Genomic DNA, 15,888 nt, shown 5'->3' on the forward strand with positions numbered 1-15,888 from the left:
TGCGGTGGAGCCATGAATCCCACCGCAAGACCGCACGAGCCCGCACCGTCGAGGACCTCATCGCAGCGTAACCAACCGGCCACCCGACAGGCTCTTAGGCGCCCGGAGTGTGTCCCCGCCACGACCACCACCAGGGCCGCGGTCGCGCTGCCCAGCCACATGAGCACCGACACGGACATGCGGTCGAGGACGACTCCGCCCGTCAGGGCACCGATGGCGATGGTCGCCTGGAAGGACGCGGTGAACAGGACCGACGCCGCTTCCGGGGCGTCGGGCGCGGCTCTGGCGAACCAGGTCTGCGAGCAGACCGGCACCGCACCGTAGGCGACACCCCAGACGATCAACAGTGCGACGGCTCCGGCCTCCCACCTGCCCAGGACCGGGAGCAGCGCGACCGCGGTGGCGACCAACCCGGCGGCGGCGGAGATCGTGGCACACAGTCGGCGCGTCACGAGTGCCCCGCCGACGAAGTTGCCGACGATCCCGGCGGCGCCGTAGATCAGCAGGAACACCGTGATCAGCGCCGGACCGGCGTGCGTGACCTGTTCGAGGAAAGGGGTGACATACGTGTACGTGGCGAAGTGGGACAGGACGACGAGGAAGGTGAGGAGCAGTGCGAACCGGGTTCCGGTCCGGCCGAGCACGGTACACAGCACGCTCGCGCGGGTGACCTGCGTCGGGGGCAGCGCCGGAATTACCAGGAGCATCAGGGCCAGTACGCCCACGCTCAGCGCTCCCATGACCATGAACGCCGTCCGCCAGCCGGCCAGGCCGCCGATGAATGTACCGACGGGGACGCCGAGCACGGAGCCCAGCGGGACCGCCGAGAAGATCACCGCCGTCGCTCGGCCGACCGACGCCGGGCGGACCAGCCGTCCGGCAAGTCCGACCCCGATGGACCAGAAGCCGCCGATGGTGATCCCGACCATCACCCGGGCGACCAGGACGAGCCGGTAGTCCGTCGCGGCGGCGGTGAGAAAGTCGGCCAGCGCCAGCAGGAGCATGAATGCGCCGAGCATCACGCGCCGGTCGACGCGCGCCGTCGCCACGGTGACCAAGGGGGCGGAGACCGCCGCGAGGAGTCCGGGCATGGTCAGCATCAGGCCCGCCATGCCGTCCGAGACGGCGAAGTCGGAGCCGATCGATGTCAGCAGGCCGATGGGCAGGATCTCGGTGGTGACGATCGAGAAGATGCCAAGCATGACGGAGACGACGGCGAGTCGGCCGCGTAAGGGGGTGCGGGGCCGGGTGGCGGTTCGCTCGATGGGGGTGGTGGCCGCGGTGGTCATGACGAGTGCCGTCCTGTGCTCGGTGACGCGAGGGCTGTTCGCCCCAGTTCACAAGCGCTGGTGGACGGTGTCCGGCAGGTTCGCGACGTCAACGATGCCCGCTCGGGGTGATGTCGTGTTTCCGCTGGAGAACGGCGAAGGCCGTCGCTCCCGAGCGGGGGAGTGACGGCCTTCGCCGTGCGCCGAGAAGGCGCTTGTGAATCCGAGAACTCAGCGAACCCGGTGACTCAGAGAACGCGGACCGCGCCCGACGGCGGGTCGTAGGACAGCGGACGCTGCACCACACCGGTGCCGGAGTTCTGCGCACCGACGAACTCGCCGCCGCCCACGTAGACCCCGACGTGGTACGCACTGCCCGCGCCGCCCCAGTACAGGATGTCGCCCGGCTGGAGGTTGCTCAGGGAGACCTGGGTGCCCGCGGTGGACTGGGCCTGCGAGACGCGCGGCAGGTCGACGCCGATCGAGCGGAACGCGGCCTGGACGAGGCCGGAGCAGTCCCACGAGTTGGGGCCGGTGCCGCCGGGCACGTACGCGTCGCCGACCTGGGCCTTCGCGAAGGCGATGACGGACGCTGCGGAGCCGGTCGCGCTCGACGAAGAGGAAGAGGAGGACGGGGCCGACGTCGAGGCCACGGCGTTGGAGCCGGAGGCCGTGCTGAGCGTCGTACGGGCCTCGGTGCGGGAAGCGCGCTCGGCGGCCTCCGCCTTGGCCTTGGCTGCCGCCTCCGCCTTCTTCTTGGCCTCTGCCTTGCGGACCGCCTCGGCCTTGGCCTTCTTGGCGGCCTTGGCCGCGGTGGCGGCTGCGGCGTCCTCCTGGGCCTGCGTCTGCAGGTCCTGGGCGACCTGCTGCGTGGCCTGAGCGGACGCGGCGACGGCGGTGGAGAGCCCGGCGGTGATGGTGGGCATCTCGATGGTCTGGGTCACCGGCTCGGCCTGGGCCGGACCGGCAGCGCCTGCGACCGCGATGGTGCTGAGGACGCCACCGGCAACTCCGGCCCGCAGCGCCGTCTTCGGCGCGTTTCGGCGGGGCTTCCGGTGGCTGGGTATGTGAGCGGTGTGGGACATGGGTACTAGCGCTATCAGGGCCTCGGGGCTCCCATCAAGAAACGTGTGTTGCGACACAGTTACGTCCGGAATCTGTGAATCCGCTTTCTGGTGGCCTTTATTGACGCCGTAACGGGCAAATCGGGCACGTGTAATCACCGCTGTGATCACGGGCTTTCGGTAATTCGCCCGAATTGCCCGTCACTTACCATCCGCTCGCACCGATGGCCAAGCCCGCTTTTATTGGAACCTCACCGGGGTGACGCAGGTCACATGGTGGTCGCCGCGTGATGGACGCGTGGGTGGCTCGGGCGCGAGGCCGGGGCGGATCGTCGGCCGGCCGGCCTTTCGCTCGGAAGATCGTGATTGCGGCTACGCGTCCACTTCGCTCGACGTGAGCCCCTCGCGCGGGTGAGTCCGAAATGGGGTGGATCTCCATATCACGTATCCCTGTCCATTGCTAATTTGCGCATAGAGGCGTCTGATTGTTAATGCAAGACCGCGTTGACCAGCGACAACAGCATCAGATGTCACGTCTCGTGACCGTCCGGCCCCTTTGCGTGTGAAGATCAGCCCTGATCCGGCTTCATGATCATTCGCCGGGTGGCAGAGATCACAAACTCGGTGTACTACCCCGTGTCGCAGATCACAGGATGGCGGGCATAGGATGCGGGGCAGTCGGGCTTGTGAACTGCCTCACATGTGCACGATCTTGGTGGGGTGGCGAGCCGAATCGCCCGATGCGGTCCAACGGTCAAGGACGACTGGAAGGAGCGAGGAGCGTGAATGCCTACGCGCCCATCCTCGTGCTCGGCGCCCTCGGGGCAGGGTTTGCGATCTTCTCCGTGGTCATGGCCACGCTTATCGGCCCAAAGCGGTACAACCGAGCAAAGCTCGAAGCGTACGAGTGCGGTATCGAACCCACCCCCACTCCAGCCGGAGGCGGCCGTTTCCCCATCAAGTACTACCTGACGGCGATGCTCTTCATCGTCTTCGACATCGAGATCGTCTTCCTCTATCCCTGGGCGGTCACCTTCGACGCCCTGGGGATCTTCGGGCTCGTGGAGATGCTGCTCTTCGTGCTCACCGTCTTCGTCGCCTACGCATATGTATGGCGTCGCGGCGGCCTGGAATGGGACTGAGGGGCTGAGGGGCACACCATGGGACTCGAAGAGAAGCTGCCCAGCGGCTTCGTGCTGACCACTGTCGAGCAGGCCGCCGGCTGGGTGCGGAAGTCCTCCGTCTTCCCCGCCACCTTCGGCCTCGCCTGCTGCGCCATCGAGATGATGACGACCGGAGCCGGGCGCTACGACCTGGCCCGTTTCGGCATGGAGGTCTTCCGCGGATCGCCGCGGCAGGCGGATCTGATGATCGTGGCAGGGCGGGTCAGCCAGAAGATGGCGCCCGTTCTGCGGCAGGTCTACGACCAGATGCCGAACCCCAAGTGGGTTATCTCCATGGGGGTTTGCGCATCATCGGGTGGGATGTTCAACAATTACGCCATTGTTCAGGGTGTTGATCACATTGTCCCGGTTGATATCTATCTGCCGGGCTGCCCGCCGCGGCCCGAGATGCTGATGGACGCGATCCTCAAGCTCCACCAGAAGATCCAGAGCTCCAAGCTCGGGGTCAACGCCGAGGAGGCCGCCCGCGAGGCGGAGGACGCGGCGCTCAAGGCACTGCCCCTGATCGAGATGAAGGGGCTCCTGCGGTGAGTGAGAACCAGAACCACGACGAGCAGAACAACAACGGCGTGCCCGCACCGCGCGACGAGACCGGCGAGGTCATCGGCGTACGCAAGGGCATGTTCGGCGCCAACAACGGCGGCGACACCTCCGGCTACGGCGGCCTCGTCCGCACGGTGACGCTGCCGGGCGCCACGTCCCGCCCGTACGGCGGCTGGTTCGACGAAGTGGCCGACGAGCTCGAGGGGGCCCTGGAGGAACAGGACCTGCTTCCCGCCAACGCCATCGAGAAGACCGTCGTCGACCGCGGCGAGCTCACCTTCCACATCGCCCGCGAGCACCTCGTCCGGGTCGCCCGGACCCTGCGCGACGACCCGGCGCTGCGCTTCGAGCTCTGTACGGGGGTGAGCGGCGTCCACTTCCTCGGCGACAAGGGCCGTGAGCTGCACGCCGTCTACCACCTGCGCTCGATCACGCACGGCCGGCTGATCCGGCTGGAGGTGTCGGCCCCGGACAGCGACCCGCACATCCCGTCCCTCGTCGAGGTCTACCCGACGAACGACTGGCACGAGCGCGAGACCTACGACTTCTTCGGGCTCATCTTCGACGGGCACCCGGCCCTCACCCGAATCATGATGCCGGACGACTGGCAGGGCTTCCCGCAGCGCAAGGACTATCCGCTCGGCGGCATCGCCGTCGAGTACAAGGGCGCCCAGATCCCGGCTCCGGACCAGCGGAGGTCGTACTCCTGATGACTACTCCCCATGCAACGCCTCGCGCCACGACCGAGGGGACTGTATATACAGTCACCGGTGGCGACTGGGACGAGGTCGTCGAGTCGGCGGTCAAGTCCGACGACGAGCGCATCATCGTCAACATGGGCCCCCAGCACCCGTCCACGCACGGAGTGCTGCGGCTGATCCTGGAGATCGACGGCGAGACCGTCACCGAGGCCCGCTGCGGCATCGGCTACCTCCACACCGGCATCGAGAAGAACCTCGAATTCCGGAACTGGACCCAGGGCACCACCTTCGTGACGCGCATGGACTATCTGACGCCGTTCTTCAACGAGGCGGCGTACTGCCTGGGCGTCGAGAAGCTCCTCGGCATCGAGGACCAGATCCCCGACCGGGCCACCATCCTGCGCGTGCTCCTGATGGAGCTCAACCGGATCTCCTCGCATCTGGTGTGCATCGCCACCGGCGGCATGGAGCTCGGCGCCACCACGATCATGATCTATGGCTTCCGCGATCGTGAACTCGTTCTCGATCTCTTCGAGCTGATCACCGGCCTGCGGATGAACCACGCGTTCATCCGGCCCGGCGGACTCGCCCAGGACCTGCCGCCCGGCGCGATCGACCAGCTCCGCGAGTTCGTGAAGACCATGAAGAAGAACCTGCCGGAGTACGACAAGCTCGCCACCGGCAACCCGATCTTCAAGGCCCGCATGCAGGACGTCGGCTATCTCGACCTGACCGGCTGCATGGCACTCGGCGCCACCGGCCCGATCCTGCGCTCCGCCGGACTCCCGCACGACCTGCGCAAGACAGACCCGTACTGCGGATACGAGAACTACGAGTTCGACGTCCCCACCGCCGACAGCTGCGACGCCTACGGCCGCTTCCTCATCCGGCTGGAGGAGATGCGCCAGTCGCTCCGGATCGTCGAGCAGTGCATCGACCGGCTCGCCCCCGGGCCGGTGATGGTCGCCGACAAGAAGATCGCCTGGCCGGCGCAGCTCGCGCTCGGTCCGGACGGGCTCGGCAATTCGCTCGACCACATCAAGAAGATCATGGGCACCTCCATGGAGGCCCTGATCCATCACTTCAAGCTGGTGACCGAGGGCTTCCGCGTCCCGGCCGGGCAGACGTACACCGCGGTCGAGTCGCCCAAGGGCGAGCTCGGCGTGCATGTCGTCTCGGACGGCGGCACCCGCCCCTACCGGGTCCACTTCCGCGACCCGTCCTTCACCAATCTGCAGGCCATGGCGGCGATGTGCGAGGGCGGCCAGGTCGCCGATGTCATCGTCGCCGTCGCGTCCATCGACCCCGTGATGGGAGGCGTCGACCGGTGACCGAAACACGTCAGGAAGTCAGTCTGGGGATGCCGCAGCTCCCCGCGCCCGCCTACCCGGCCGAGGTGCGCGCCAGGCTCGAAGCGGACGCGAAGGAGGTGATCGCCCGCTACCCCGACAGCCGCTCCGCGCTGCTTCCGCTGCTGCACCTGGTGCAGTCGGAGGAGGGGTACGTCTCCCGTACGGGCATGGCGTTCTGCGCCGACCTGCTCGGCCTCACCACCGCCGAGGTCACCGCGGTCGCCACCTTCTACACGATGTACCGGCGCAAGCCCAGCGGCGACTACCAGGTCGGCGTCTGTACCAACACCCTGTGCGCGGTGATGGGCGGCGACGCGATCTTCGACCGGCTCAAGGAGCACCTCGGCGTCGGCAACGACGAGACGACCGAGGACGGCAAGGTCACCCTCGAACACATCGAGTGCAACGCGGCCTGCGACTTCGCTCCCGTGGTGATGGTCAACTGGGAATTCTTCGACAACCAGACGCCCGAGAGCGCGGCGCGCCTGGTCGACGACCTGATCGCCGGGCGCACCGTCGAACCCACCCGCGGCGCGCCCCTGTGCTCGTACAAGGAGACGTCCCGGATCCTGGCCGGCTTCCCCGACGAGCGCCCCGGCGCCGTCGAGGCGTCCGGCGGTGCGGGCCCCGCCTCACTGATCGGCCTCCGGCTGGCCAAGGGCGAGGAACCGCACCCGCGGGTCGTCGCCCCCCGTGGCGAGGCGGCCCGCGGCGGCCGGCCCCACGACCCGTCGCCGTCCGAGCACCTCAGCTCGCACGACGCACCGCAGCAGACCTCGGCCTCCGACCCGGACCACCCGGCCGGGCCCGCAGCTGAGGAGGGTGAGTGATGACGTTGGCAGCCGAGATCAACGAGAACGGGAACGGTGGCAGCCCCGAGAAGCTGCTCGCCCCCGTCCTGTCCGCCTTCTGGGACGAGCCGGAATCCTGGACCCTGGCGACCTACCGGCGCCACGAGGGATACGAGGGGCTGCGCAAGGCCCTCGCCATGTCGCCGGACGAGCTCATCGCCTACGTCAAGGACTCCGGTCTGCGCGGTCGCGGCGGCGCGGGCTTCCCCACCGGGATGAAGTGGCAGTTCATCCCGCAGGGCGATGGCAAACCGCACTATCTGGTGGTCAACGCCGACGAGTCGGAGCCCGGGACCTGCAAGGACATCCCGCTCCTCTTCGCCAATCCGCACTCCCTCATCGAGGGCATCGTGATCGCCTGCTACGCGATCCGTTCCTCGCACGCCTTCATCTATCTGCGTGGTGAAGTCGTCCCCGTACTGCGGCGGTTGCACGAGGCCGTGCGCGAGGCGTACGAGGCGGGCTTCCTCGGGACGAACATCCTGGGCTCGGGGCTCGACCTGGAACTCACCGTGCACGCGGGAGCGGGCGCGTACATCTGTGGTGAGGAGACCGCACTGCTCGACTCGCTCGAAGGGCGACGCGGCCAGCCCCGGCTGCGACCCCCCTTCCCCGCGGTCGCCGGTCTGTACGCCTGCCCCACTGTGGTGAACAACGTCGAGTCCATCGCCTCGGTTCCCGCGATCCTGAACCGGGGCAAGGACTGGTTCAAGTCGATGGGCAGCGAGAAGTCCCCGGGCTTCACGCTGTATTCGCTCAGCGGGCATGTCGCGAGCCCCGGCCAGTACGAGGCCCCGCTCGGCATCACGCTGCGCCAGCTGCTCGACATGAGCGGCGGCATGCGCGCAGGGCACCGGCTGAAGTTCTGGACCCCGGGCGGCTCCTCGACCCCGATGTTCACCGACGAGCACCTCGATGTGCCGCTCGACTACGAGGGTGTCGGCGCCGCCGGTTCCATGCTCGGCACCAAGGCGCTCCAGTGCTTCGACGAGACGACCTGCGTCGTGCGGGCCGTCACCCGCTGGACCGAGTTCTACGCCCATGAGTCCTGCGGCAAGTGCACGCCGTGCCGTGAAGGCACCTACTGGCTGGTCCAGTTGCTCCGTGACATCGAGGCGGGCAAGGGACAGATGGCCGACCTCGACAAGCTGAACGACATCGCCGACAACATCAACGGCAAGTCCTTCTGCGCCCTCGGCGACGGCGCCGCCTCGCCGATCTTCTCCTCGCTGAAGTACTTCCGCGAGGAGTACGAGCAGCACATCACGGGCAGGGGCTGCCCCTTCGATCCCGCCAGGTCGACCGCCTGGGCCGACGACAAGAACGCTCACCAGGGGGTGAACGCATGACAGTCACCACGAGTGCGCCCTCCGGGGGCGGCGAGGCGGCGGTCCCGCCCGAGGACCTTGTCACGCTGACGATCGACGGCATCGAGATCAGCGTGCCCAAGGGCACCCTGGTCATCCGGGCCGCCGAACTCCTCGGCATCGAGATCCCGCGCTTCTGCGACCACCCGCTCCTCGACCCGGCCGGCGCCTGCCGCCAGTGCATCGTCGAGGTCGAGGGCCAGCGCAAGCCGATGGCGTCCTGCACCATCACCTGCACCGACGGCATGGTGGTGAGGTCGCAGCTCACCTCGCCCGTCGCCGAGAAGGCGCAGAAGGGTGTGATGGAGCTGCTGCTCATCAACCACCCGCTCGACTGCCCGGTCTGCGACAAGGGCGGTGAATGCCCGCTGCAGAACCAGGCGATGTCGCACGGCGGCGCCGACTCCCGTTTCGACGGCAAGAAGCGCACGTTCGAGAAGCCCGTCCCGATCTCCACCCAGGTGCTGCTGGACCGCGAGCGGTGCGTGCTCTGCGCGCGCTGCACCCGGTTCTCCAACCAGGTGGCGGGCGACCCGATGATCGAGCTGCTGGAGCGCGGTGCTCTCCAGCAGGTCGGTACGGGCGAGGGCGACCCGTTCGAGTCGTACTTCTCCGGGAACACCATCCAGATCTGCCCGGTCGGGGCGCTGACCTCGGCGGCGTACCGGTTCCGCTCCCGGCCCTTCGACCTGGTGTCGTCGCCGTCGGTGTGCGAGCACTGTGCGGGCGGCTGTGCGACCCGTACCGACCACAGGCGCGGCAAGGTCATGCGGCGGCTCGCCGCCAACGACCCCGAGGTCAACGAGGAGTGGCTCTGCGACAAGGGCCGCTTCGGTTTCCGTTACGCGCAAGCGCGGGACCGGCTCACCACTCCGCTGGTGCGCAACGCGGACGGTGTCCTGGAACCGGCGAGCTGGCCCGAGGCGCTGGCCGCCGCGGCTGCCGGTCTCTCGGCCGCGTACGGCAGGACGGGTGTCCTCACGGGCGGCCGGCTGACCGTCGAGGACGCCTACGCGTACAGCAAGTTCGCCCGGGTCGCGCTGGACACGAACGACGTCGACTTCCGGGCCCGGGTGCACAGCAGCGAGGAGGCCGACTTCCTGGCTGCCCGCGTGGCCGGACGCGGCCGGGATCTCGACGGCGCGGGTGTCACGTACACCTCGCTGGAGAAGGCCCCGACGGTGCTGCTGGTCGGGTTCGAGTCGGAGGAGGAGGCGCCCGGCGTCTTCCTGCGGCTGCGCAAGGCGAACCGTAAACACGGACAGCGCACGTTCGCCGTCGCCTCGCACGCCACGCGCGGCCTCACGAAGGCGGGCGGCACGCTGCTTCCCGCCGCCCCCGGCACCGAGACCGAGTGGCTGGACGCGATCGCGGGCGGCGTCGGACTCGAAGGCGACGGAGCCGCGGCGGCCGAGGCGCTGCGCGGCGAGGGAGCCGTGATCGTGGTCGGTGAGCGACTGGCCGCGGTGCCGGGCGGGCTGACCGCCGCGGTCCGGACAGCCACCGCGACCGGGGCCTCGCTGGTGTGGATTGCGCGCCGGGCCGGCGAGCGCGGTGCGGTGGAGGCGGGCGCGCTTGGGTCGCTGCTGCCCGGCGGCCGTCCGGCGACCGACCCGAGGGCCAGGGACGAGGTGGCGGCCGTCTGGGGCGTCGCCGAACTACCGTCCCGCTTCGGCCGCGACACCGGTCAGATCGTGGAGGCCGCGGCCACCGGCGAACTGGGCGCACTGGTCGTCGCCGGGGTGGAGACCGCGGACCTCCCGGACCCGGCACGGGCCCTGGACGCGCTGGACCGGGTCGGCTTCCTGGTCTCGCTGGAGCTGCGGCCCAGCGAGGTGACCGAGCGGGCCGATGTGGTCTTCCCGGTCGCCGCGGTGGCCGAGAAGTCCGGCACCTTCCTCAACTGGGAGGGCAGGGCGCGGATGTTCGAGGCGGCGCTGAAGCCCGAGCAGATGACGCGGACGCTCGCGCCGACCGATGCCCGGGTGCTGCACATGCTGGCCGACGCGCTCGCCGGCGCCGGAGGCGCTGATGAGCCCAGTCGCTTCGCGCTGCCGGATCTGAAGTCCGTACGCCGTGAGCTGGACCGGCTCGGCGGCTGGAGCGGTACGCACGCCACCGACCCGAACGAGCCGGCGCGGCCGCTGCCCAGGCCCGGCGACGGCGAGGCGGTCCTCGCGGGCCACCGGATGCTGCTCGACCTGGGCCGGCTCCAGGAGGGCGACGACGCACTGGCCGGCACCCGGCACGCCTCGGTCGCCCGGCTCTCCGCCGTCACCGCGGCCGAGACGGGTGTGAAAGACGGCGATCTACTGGCCGTCACGGGCCCCGCGGGCAGCGTCGAACTCCCGTTGAAGGTCACCGACATGCCGGACCGGGTGGTCTGGGTGCCGCTGAACTCCGTCGGGCGGGGCGTCCCGGCCGACACCGGTGCCCAGCCCGGCGGTCTGGTCCGGATCGGTCCCGCCGCACCGGGCACTCCCGACATCACACCGGAGGTGGGGGCGTGACTGCCTTCGCTCAACTGGCCGCGGCACCGCACGGTGCCGTACTCGCCGCCGAGGATCTGTCGATGTTCGGCACCGACCCGTGGTGGCTCGTCGTCATCAAGGCGGTGTTCTGCTTCGCGTTCCTGATGGTGACCGTGCTCTTCTCCATCGTGTGGGAGCGCAAGGTCGTCGCCTGGATGCAGTTGCGCATCGGCCCCAACCGGCACGGCCCCTGGGGCATGCTCCAGTCGCTCGCCGACGGCATCAAGCTGATGCTGAAGGAAGACGTCGTCGTCAAGCGCGCCGACAAGGTCGTGTACGTGCTCGCGCCGATCGTCGCCGCCGTACCGGCGTTCATGGCGATCGCGGTCATCCCGTTCGGCCCGTCCGACGAGGTCTCGATCTTCGGGCACCGTACGGCGATGCAGCTCACCGACCTGCCGATCGCGATGCTCTACGTCCTCGCGGTCGCCTCGGTCGGGATCTACGGCATCGTGCTGGCGGGCTGGTCGTCCGGATCGACCTACCCGCTCCTCGGTGGTCTGCGCTCGTGCGCGCAGATGATCAGTTACGAGATCGCGATGGGCGCCGCGTTCGCCTCGGTCTTCCTCTACTCCGGGTCGATGTCGACCTCGAAGATCGTGGAGGCGCAGCAGGACCGCTGGTTCATCATCCTGCTGCCGGTCTCCTTCATCATCTACATCGTCACGATGGTCGGCGAGACCAACCGGGCCCCGTTCGACATGCCGGAGTCCGAGGGCGACCTGGTCGGCGGCTTCAACACCGAGTACTCGTCGATCAAGTTCGCGATGTTCATGCTCGCCGAGTACGTCAACATGGTCACCGTCTCCGCGGTCTCCACGACCCTGTTCCTGGGCGGCTGGCGGGCCCCGTGGCCGATCAGCACCTTCTGGGAGGGCGCGAACCACGGCTGGTGGCCGATGCTCTGGTTCGTCATCAAGGTCCAGCTGCTGCTGTTCTTCTTCATCTGGCTGCGCGGCACGCTGCCCCGGGTCCGCTACGACCAGCTGATGAAGCTCGGCTGGAAGGTCCTGATCCCGGTCTCCGTGGTCTGGCTGATGCTGGTCGCGACGGTGCGGGCGATGCGCAACGAGGGGTACGACTTCTCGAAGATCGTGCTGTACGTGGCCGGGGCCGTGATCGCGATCCTGCTGATCTCCTTCGTCGCCGACATCTTCCGCGACAAGAAGGACCGGGCCGCCGAGGCGGACGCGGGACCGGAGCCGGCGTTCGACCCGATGGCGGGCGGATTCCCGGTGCCGCCGCTGCCCGGACAGACCCTGCCGCCGGTGCCGCGCCGCAGGCCGCGCAGCGAGCGGGAGCTCGTTGTCAGTGGCGGGTCGGACACTGAGAGTGACGGAAATTCGAGTGACGGAAAGGAGGCTGACGGTGTCTGAGTCATCAGAGCCCTCGGGCGAGAAGTTCCAGAACCCTGTCGCCGGTTTCGGCGTGACCTTCAAGGCCATGTTCAAGAAGCGGCTGACCGAGCAGTATCCGGAAACGCAGAAGGTGACGGCGCCGCGCTTCCACGGCCGGCATCAGCTCAACCGTCACCCGGACGGTCTGGAGAAGTGCGTCGGCTGTGAGCTGTGCGCCTGGGCGTGTCCGGCGGACGCGATCTATGTGGAGGGCGCGGACAACACCGACGAGGAGCGCTACTCCCCGGGTGAGCGCTACGGCCGCGTCTACCAGATCAACTACGCGCGCTGCATTCTCTGCGGACTGTGCATCGAGGCGTGCCCGACCCGGGCGCTGACGATGACCAATGAGTTCGAGCTCGCCAACACCACCCGCGAGAGCCTCATCTACACCAAGGACGAGCTGCTCGCGGGCCTGGAGGAGGGCATGGTCGACACCCCGCACGCGATCTACCCCGGGATGGACGAGCAGGACTACTACCGGGGGCTGGTCAGCGAGGCCGCGCCCGGTACGGAGCGCCAGGCCGCTCTCTCCAACGGCGAGTCCAAGCAGGACGACGGGCACGGATCCGGCTCGGCGCGGGAGGTGGACGCATGACCGGCCTGGCCGCAGCGGCCTCCCAGACCTCGACCGGTGAGGCCTTCCAGTTCTGGGTGCTGGGCACTGTCGCCGTGATCGGCGCGCTGTCCACCGTACTGATGAAAAAGGCCGTGCACAGTGCGCTGAGCCTCGCCGGGACCATGATCGTCCTGGCGGTGTTCTACCTCGCCAACGGTGCCTACTTCCTGGGCGTCGTCCAGATCGTCGTCTACACCGGCGCGATCATGATGCTGTTCCTCTTCGTGGTCATGCTCGTCGGTGTCACGGCGGCCGACTCGCTGAAGGAGACGCTCAAGGGCCAGCGCTGGCTGGCCGCGGGCTGCGGGCTCGGCTTCGGCACCCTGATGATCGCGGGCATCGGCAACGCCTCGCTGAACAGCTTCAACGGGCTCGCCACCGCCAACGCCGAGCACGGCGGAAACGTCGAGGGGCTGGCCAGCCTCATCTTCACCAAGTATGTCTTCGCCTTCGAAATCACCGGCGCCCTGCTGATCACGGCGACGGTCGGCGCGATGGTGCTCACCCACCGGGAACGCACCGAACGGGCCAGGACCCAGCGGGAGATGTCCGAGGAGCGCGTGCGCAGCAAGCAGCTGCCACCGCTGCCCGCCCCCGGTGTCTACGCCCGGCACAACGCCGTGGACATCCCGGGTCTGCTGCCGGACGGCACACCGTCCGGGCTCACCGTCATGCAGACGCTGCGCAGCCGCGGACAGATCCGCGATGTGTCCAAGGAGTCCCTGGACCAGCTCAAGGCGCTGGAGCAGCACTCCGAGGAGCGGCTCGGCCGTGACAACGAAGACGAGGAGGTCGCCAAGTGAATCCGGTCAACTACCTCTATCTCGCCGCCCTGTTGTTCACCATCGGTGCGGCCGGGGTGCTGATCCGGCGGAACGCGATCGTGGTGTTCATGTGCGTGGAACTGATGCTCAACGCCTGCAACCTCGCGTTCGTGACCTTCTCGCGGATGCACGGCAATCTCGATGGCCAGATCGTCGCGTTCTTCACGATGGTTGTCGCCGCCGCCGAGGTCGTGGTCGGGCTCGCGATCATCGTGTCGGTGTTCCGTTCCCGCCACTCGGCCTCGGTCGACGACGCCAGCCTGATGAAGCTGTAAGGGGACGTTGAATCGTGGAGAACCTGATTGCGCTGCTCGTCGCGGCGCCTCTGCTCGGAGCCGCGGTCCTGCTCTGCGGCGGCCGACGGCTGGACCGCGCCGGACACTGGGTCGGCACCCTGCTCGCCGCCGTGTCGTTCGTCATCGGTGTCGTGCTCTTCCTCGACATGCTGGGGAAGGGGGCGGAGGACCGGGCGCTGCACCAGAAGCTGTTCAGCTGGATTCCGGTCGAGGGTTTCCAGGCCGATGTGGCCTTCCAGCTCGACCAGTTGTCGATGACGTTCGTGCTGCTGATCACCGGTGTGGGCACGCTGATCCACATCTACTCGATCGGCTACATGGCGCACGACGAGCGCCGGCGCCGATTCTTCGGCTATCTGAACCTGTTCCTCGCGGCCATGCTGATCCTGGTCATCGCCGACAACTACCTGCTGCTGTACGTCGGGTGGGAGGGCGTCGGTCTGGCGTCGTACCTGCTGATCGGCTTCTGGCAGCACAAGCCCAGCGCGGCCACGGCCGCCAAGAAGGCATTCCTGGTCAACCGGGTCGGCGACATGGGGCTGTCGATCGCGATCATGCTGATGTTCACCACGTTCGGCACCTTCACCTTCGGTCCTGTCCTGGCGGCGACCGGGGAGACGAGCGAGGGCAAGCTGACGGCGATCGGCCTGATGCTGCTGCTCGCGGCCTGCGGCAAGTCGGCCCAGGTGCCGCTGCAGTCCTGGCTCGGTGACGCGATGGAGGGCCCGACCCCGGTCTCGGCCCTCATCCACGCCGCGACCATGGTGACCGCGGGTGTCTACCTCATCGTCCGGTCCGGCGCGATCTTCAACGAGGCGCCGGACGCGCAGCTGGCCGTCGTGGTCGTCGGTGCGGTCACGCTGCTCTTCGGTGCGATCGTCGGTTGCGCGAAGGACGACATCAAGAAGGCCCTCGCCGGGTCGACGATGTCGCAGATCGGCTACATGATCCTGGCCGCCGGGCTCGGCCCGATCGGCTACGTCTTCGCGATCATGCACCTGGTGACGCACGGCTTCTTCAAGGCCGGGCTCTTCCTCGGCGCCGGTTCGGTCATGCACGGCATGAACGACGAGGTCGACATGCGGAAGTTCGGCGGCCTCAGGAAGTACATGCCGGTCACCTTCGTCACCTTCGGCCTCGGATATCTGGCGATCATCGGCTTCCCCGGTCTGTCCGGCTTCTTCTCCAAGGACAAGATCATTGAGGCGGCCTTCGCCAAGGGCGGCACCGAAGGCTGGATCCTCGGCTCGGTGGCCCTGCTGGGCGCCGCGATCACCGCGTTCTACATGACGCGCGTGATGCTGCTGACGTTCTTCGGCGAGAAGCGCTGGCAGCCCGACGCGCAGGGCCATGAGCCGCATCCGCACGAGTCCCCGAAGTCGATGACCATCCCCATGATCATCCTGGCGTTCGGGTCGGTCTTCGCCGGAGGCCTCTTCTCCATCGGCGACCGCTTCCTGAACTGGCTGGAGCCGGTCACCGGACACAGTCACGGACACGCTCCGATCAGCGCCGCTACCGTCACGGCAGCCACCATGGTGGTGCTCGCCATCGGCGTCGCCATCGCCTGGGCGATGTACGGACGGGCGCCGGTGCCGGTCGTCGCCCCGCGCGGCTCGCTGCTCACCCGGGCCGCCCGCCGCGATCTCCTCCAGGACGACTTCAACCATGTGGTCCTGGTCCGCGGCGGCGAGCACCTCACCCGCTCTCTGGTGTACGTCGACCACACCCTGGTCGACGGCGTCGTCAACGGCACGGCCGCCTCGATGGGCGGGCTCTCCGGCCGGCTGCGCAAGCTGCAGAACGGCTACGCCCGCTCCTACGCGGTCTCGATGTTCGGCGGTACGGCCATCGTCATCGCCGCGACCCTGCTGATGAGGGCGGTCTGATC

The 15,888-nt window shown here is 68.3% G+C and carries 14 protein-coding genes; 12 read left to right on the forward strand and 2 right to left on the reverse strand.

Translation table 11 applies throughout. The features are described 5' to 3' along the window. Both ABTZ94_RS20215 and ABTZ94_RS20220 read right to left on the reverse strand, forming a co-directional pair. Positions 1-1,289, reverse strand: a 1,289-nt coding sequence (locus ABTZ94_RS20215; RefSeq protein WP_351202430.1) for an MFS transporter, incomplete at its 3' end; no start/stop codon positions are given. A 227-nt stretch (positions 1,290-1,516) separates the two neighbouring features. After that, positions 1,517-2,353, reverse strand: coding sequence for a C40 family peptidase (locus ABTZ94_RS20220; RefSeq protein ID WP_351202431.1), 837 nt, complete (start codon positions 2,351-2,353; stop codon positions 1,517-1,519). 761 nt (positions 2,354-3,114) lie between these two features. On the opposite strand from ABTZ94_RS20220, the gene ABTZ94_RS20225 reads away from it, so the two are divergent. From ABTZ94_RS20225 to nuoL, 12 genes are read left to right on the forward strand one after another with little or no spacing between them, the layout of a single operon-like run. Then, positions 3,115-3,474: an NADH-quinone oxidoreductase subunit A gene (locus ABTZ94_RS20225; RefSeq protein ID WP_003992243.1), complete on the forward strand. Its 360-nt coding sequence runs from the start codon at positions 3,115-3,117 to the stop codon at positions 3,472-3,474. Positions 3,475-3,492: 18 nt separating this feature from the next. Then, on the forward strand, positions 3,493-4,047 hold the full coding sequence (locus tag ABTZ94_RS20230; RefSeq protein ID WP_030975705.1) for a NuoB/complex I 20 kDa subunit family protein: 555 nt from the start codon (positions 3,493-3,495) through the stop codon (positions 4,045-4,047). Further along, positions 4,044-4,769, forward strand: a complete 726-nt coding sequence (locus ABTZ94_RS20235; protein ID WP_351202432.1) for an NADH-quinone oxidoreductase subunit C — start codon at positions 4,044-4,046, stop codon at positions 4,767-4,769. Before ABTZ94_RS20230 ends, ABTZ94_RS20235 begins: the two co-directional genes overlap by 4 nt. Further along, a complete protein-coding gene (locus ABTZ94_RS20240; protein ID WP_351202433.1) occupies positions 4,769-6,091 on the forward strand; it encodes an NADH-quinone oxidoreductase subunit D in 1,323 nt (440 codons plus the stop codon). Before ABTZ94_RS20235 ends, ABTZ94_RS20240 begins: the two co-directional genes overlap by 1 nt. A 29-nt stretch (positions 6,092-6,120) precedes the next feature. After that, on the forward strand, positions 6,121-6,942 hold the full coding sequence (nuoE, locus tag ABTZ94_RS20245) for an NADH-quinone oxidoreductase subunit NuoE (protein ID WP_351202449.1): 822 nt from the start codon (positions 6,121-6,123) through the stop codon (positions 6,940-6,942). Further along, the gene (gene nuoF, locus ABTZ94_RS20250; protein WP_351202434.1) at positions 6,939-8,312 is read left to right on the forward strand and encodes an NADH-quinone oxidoreductase subunit NuoF; all 1,374 of its coding nucleotides are present in this window, start codon (positions 6,939-6,941) and stop codon (positions 8,310-8,312) included. Before nuoE ends, nuoF begins: the two co-directional genes overlap by 4 nt. After that, on the forward strand, positions 8,309-10,840 hold the full coding sequence (locus ABTZ94_RS20255; RefSeq protein ID WP_351202435.1) for an NADH-quinone oxidoreductase subunit G: 2,532 nt from the start codon (positions 8,309-8,311) through the stop codon (positions 10,838-10,840). The genes nuoF and ABTZ94_RS20255 overlap by 4 nt, the downstream gene beginning before the upstream one ends. Beyond that, entirely contained in the window at positions 10,837-12,237 is a 1,401-nt protein-coding gene (gene nuoH / locus ABTZ94_RS20260) for an NADH-quinone oxidoreductase subunit NuoH (protein WP_351202436.1), read from the forward strand. The genes ABTZ94_RS20255 and nuoH overlap by 4 nt, the downstream gene beginning before the upstream one ends. Continuing rightward, complete coding sequence (nuoI, locus tag ABTZ94_RS20265; protein WP_351202437.1) at positions 12,230-12,856, forward strand: NADH-quinone oxidoreductase subunit NuoI; 627 nt, start codon at positions 12,230-12,232, stop codon at positions 12,854-12,856. Before nuoH ends, nuoI begins: the two co-directional genes overlap by 8 nt. Next, positions 12,853-13,680 carry an NADH-quinone oxidoreductase subunit J gene (locus ABTZ94_RS20270; RefSeq protein WP_351202438.1) on the forward strand — a complete coding sequence of 276 codons (828 nt, stop codon included), beginning with the start codon at positions 12,853-12,855 and terminating at the stop codon, positions 13,678-13,680. The genes nuoI and ABTZ94_RS20270 overlap by 4 nt, the downstream gene beginning before the upstream one ends. Further along, positions 13,677-13,976 (forward strand): NADH-quinone oxidoreductase subunit NuoK, encoded by a 300-nt coding sequence (nuoK, locus tag ABTZ94_RS20275; RefSeq protein WP_142214279.1) that lies wholly within the window; start codon positions 13,677-13,679, stop codon positions 13,974-13,976. Before ABTZ94_RS20270 ends, nuoK begins: the two co-directional genes overlap by 4 nt. 14 nt (positions 13,977-13,990) lie before the next feature. After that, entirely contained in the window at positions 13,991-15,886 is a 1,896-nt protein-coding gene (gene nuoL / locus ABTZ94_RS20280; RefSeq protein WP_351202439.1) for an NADH-quinone oxidoreductase subunit L, read from the forward strand. Positions 15,887-15,888: the final 2 nt, after the last annotated feature.

The organism is Streptomyces sp. NPDC002785 (genome assembly GCF_040295565.1).
GTDB lineage: Bacteria > Actinomycetota > Actinomycetes > Streptomycetales > Streptomycetaceae > Streptomyces.

Excerpts from the sequence above, each read along its gene's own strand:
- ABTZ94_RS20220 (WP_351202431.1), bottom strand. The coding sequence starts at position 2,353 with ATGTCCCACACCGCTCACATACCCAGCCACCGGAAGCCCCGCCGAAAC.
- ABTZ94_RS20230 (WP_030975705.1), top strand. The coding sequence starts at position 3,493 with ATGGGACTCGAAGAGAAGCTGCCCAGCGGCTTCGTGCTGACCACTGTC.
- ABTZ94_RS20240 (WP_351202433.1), top strand. The coding sequence starts at position 4,769 with ATGACTACTCCCCATGCAACGCCTCGCGCCACGACCGAGGGGACTGTA.
- nuoE (WP_351202449.1), top strand. The coding sequence starts at position 6,121 with ATGCCGCAGCTCCCCGCGCCCGCCTACCCGGCCGAGGTGCGCGCCAGG.
- ABTZ94_RS20255 (WP_351202435.1), top strand. The coding sequence starts at position 8,309 with ATGACAGTCACCACGAGTGCGCCCTCCGGGGGCGGCGAGGCGGCGGTC.
- ABTZ94_RS20270 (WP_351202438.1), top strand. The coding sequence starts at position 12,853 with ATGACCGGCCTGGCCGCAGCGGCCTCCCAGACCTCGACCGGTGAGGCC.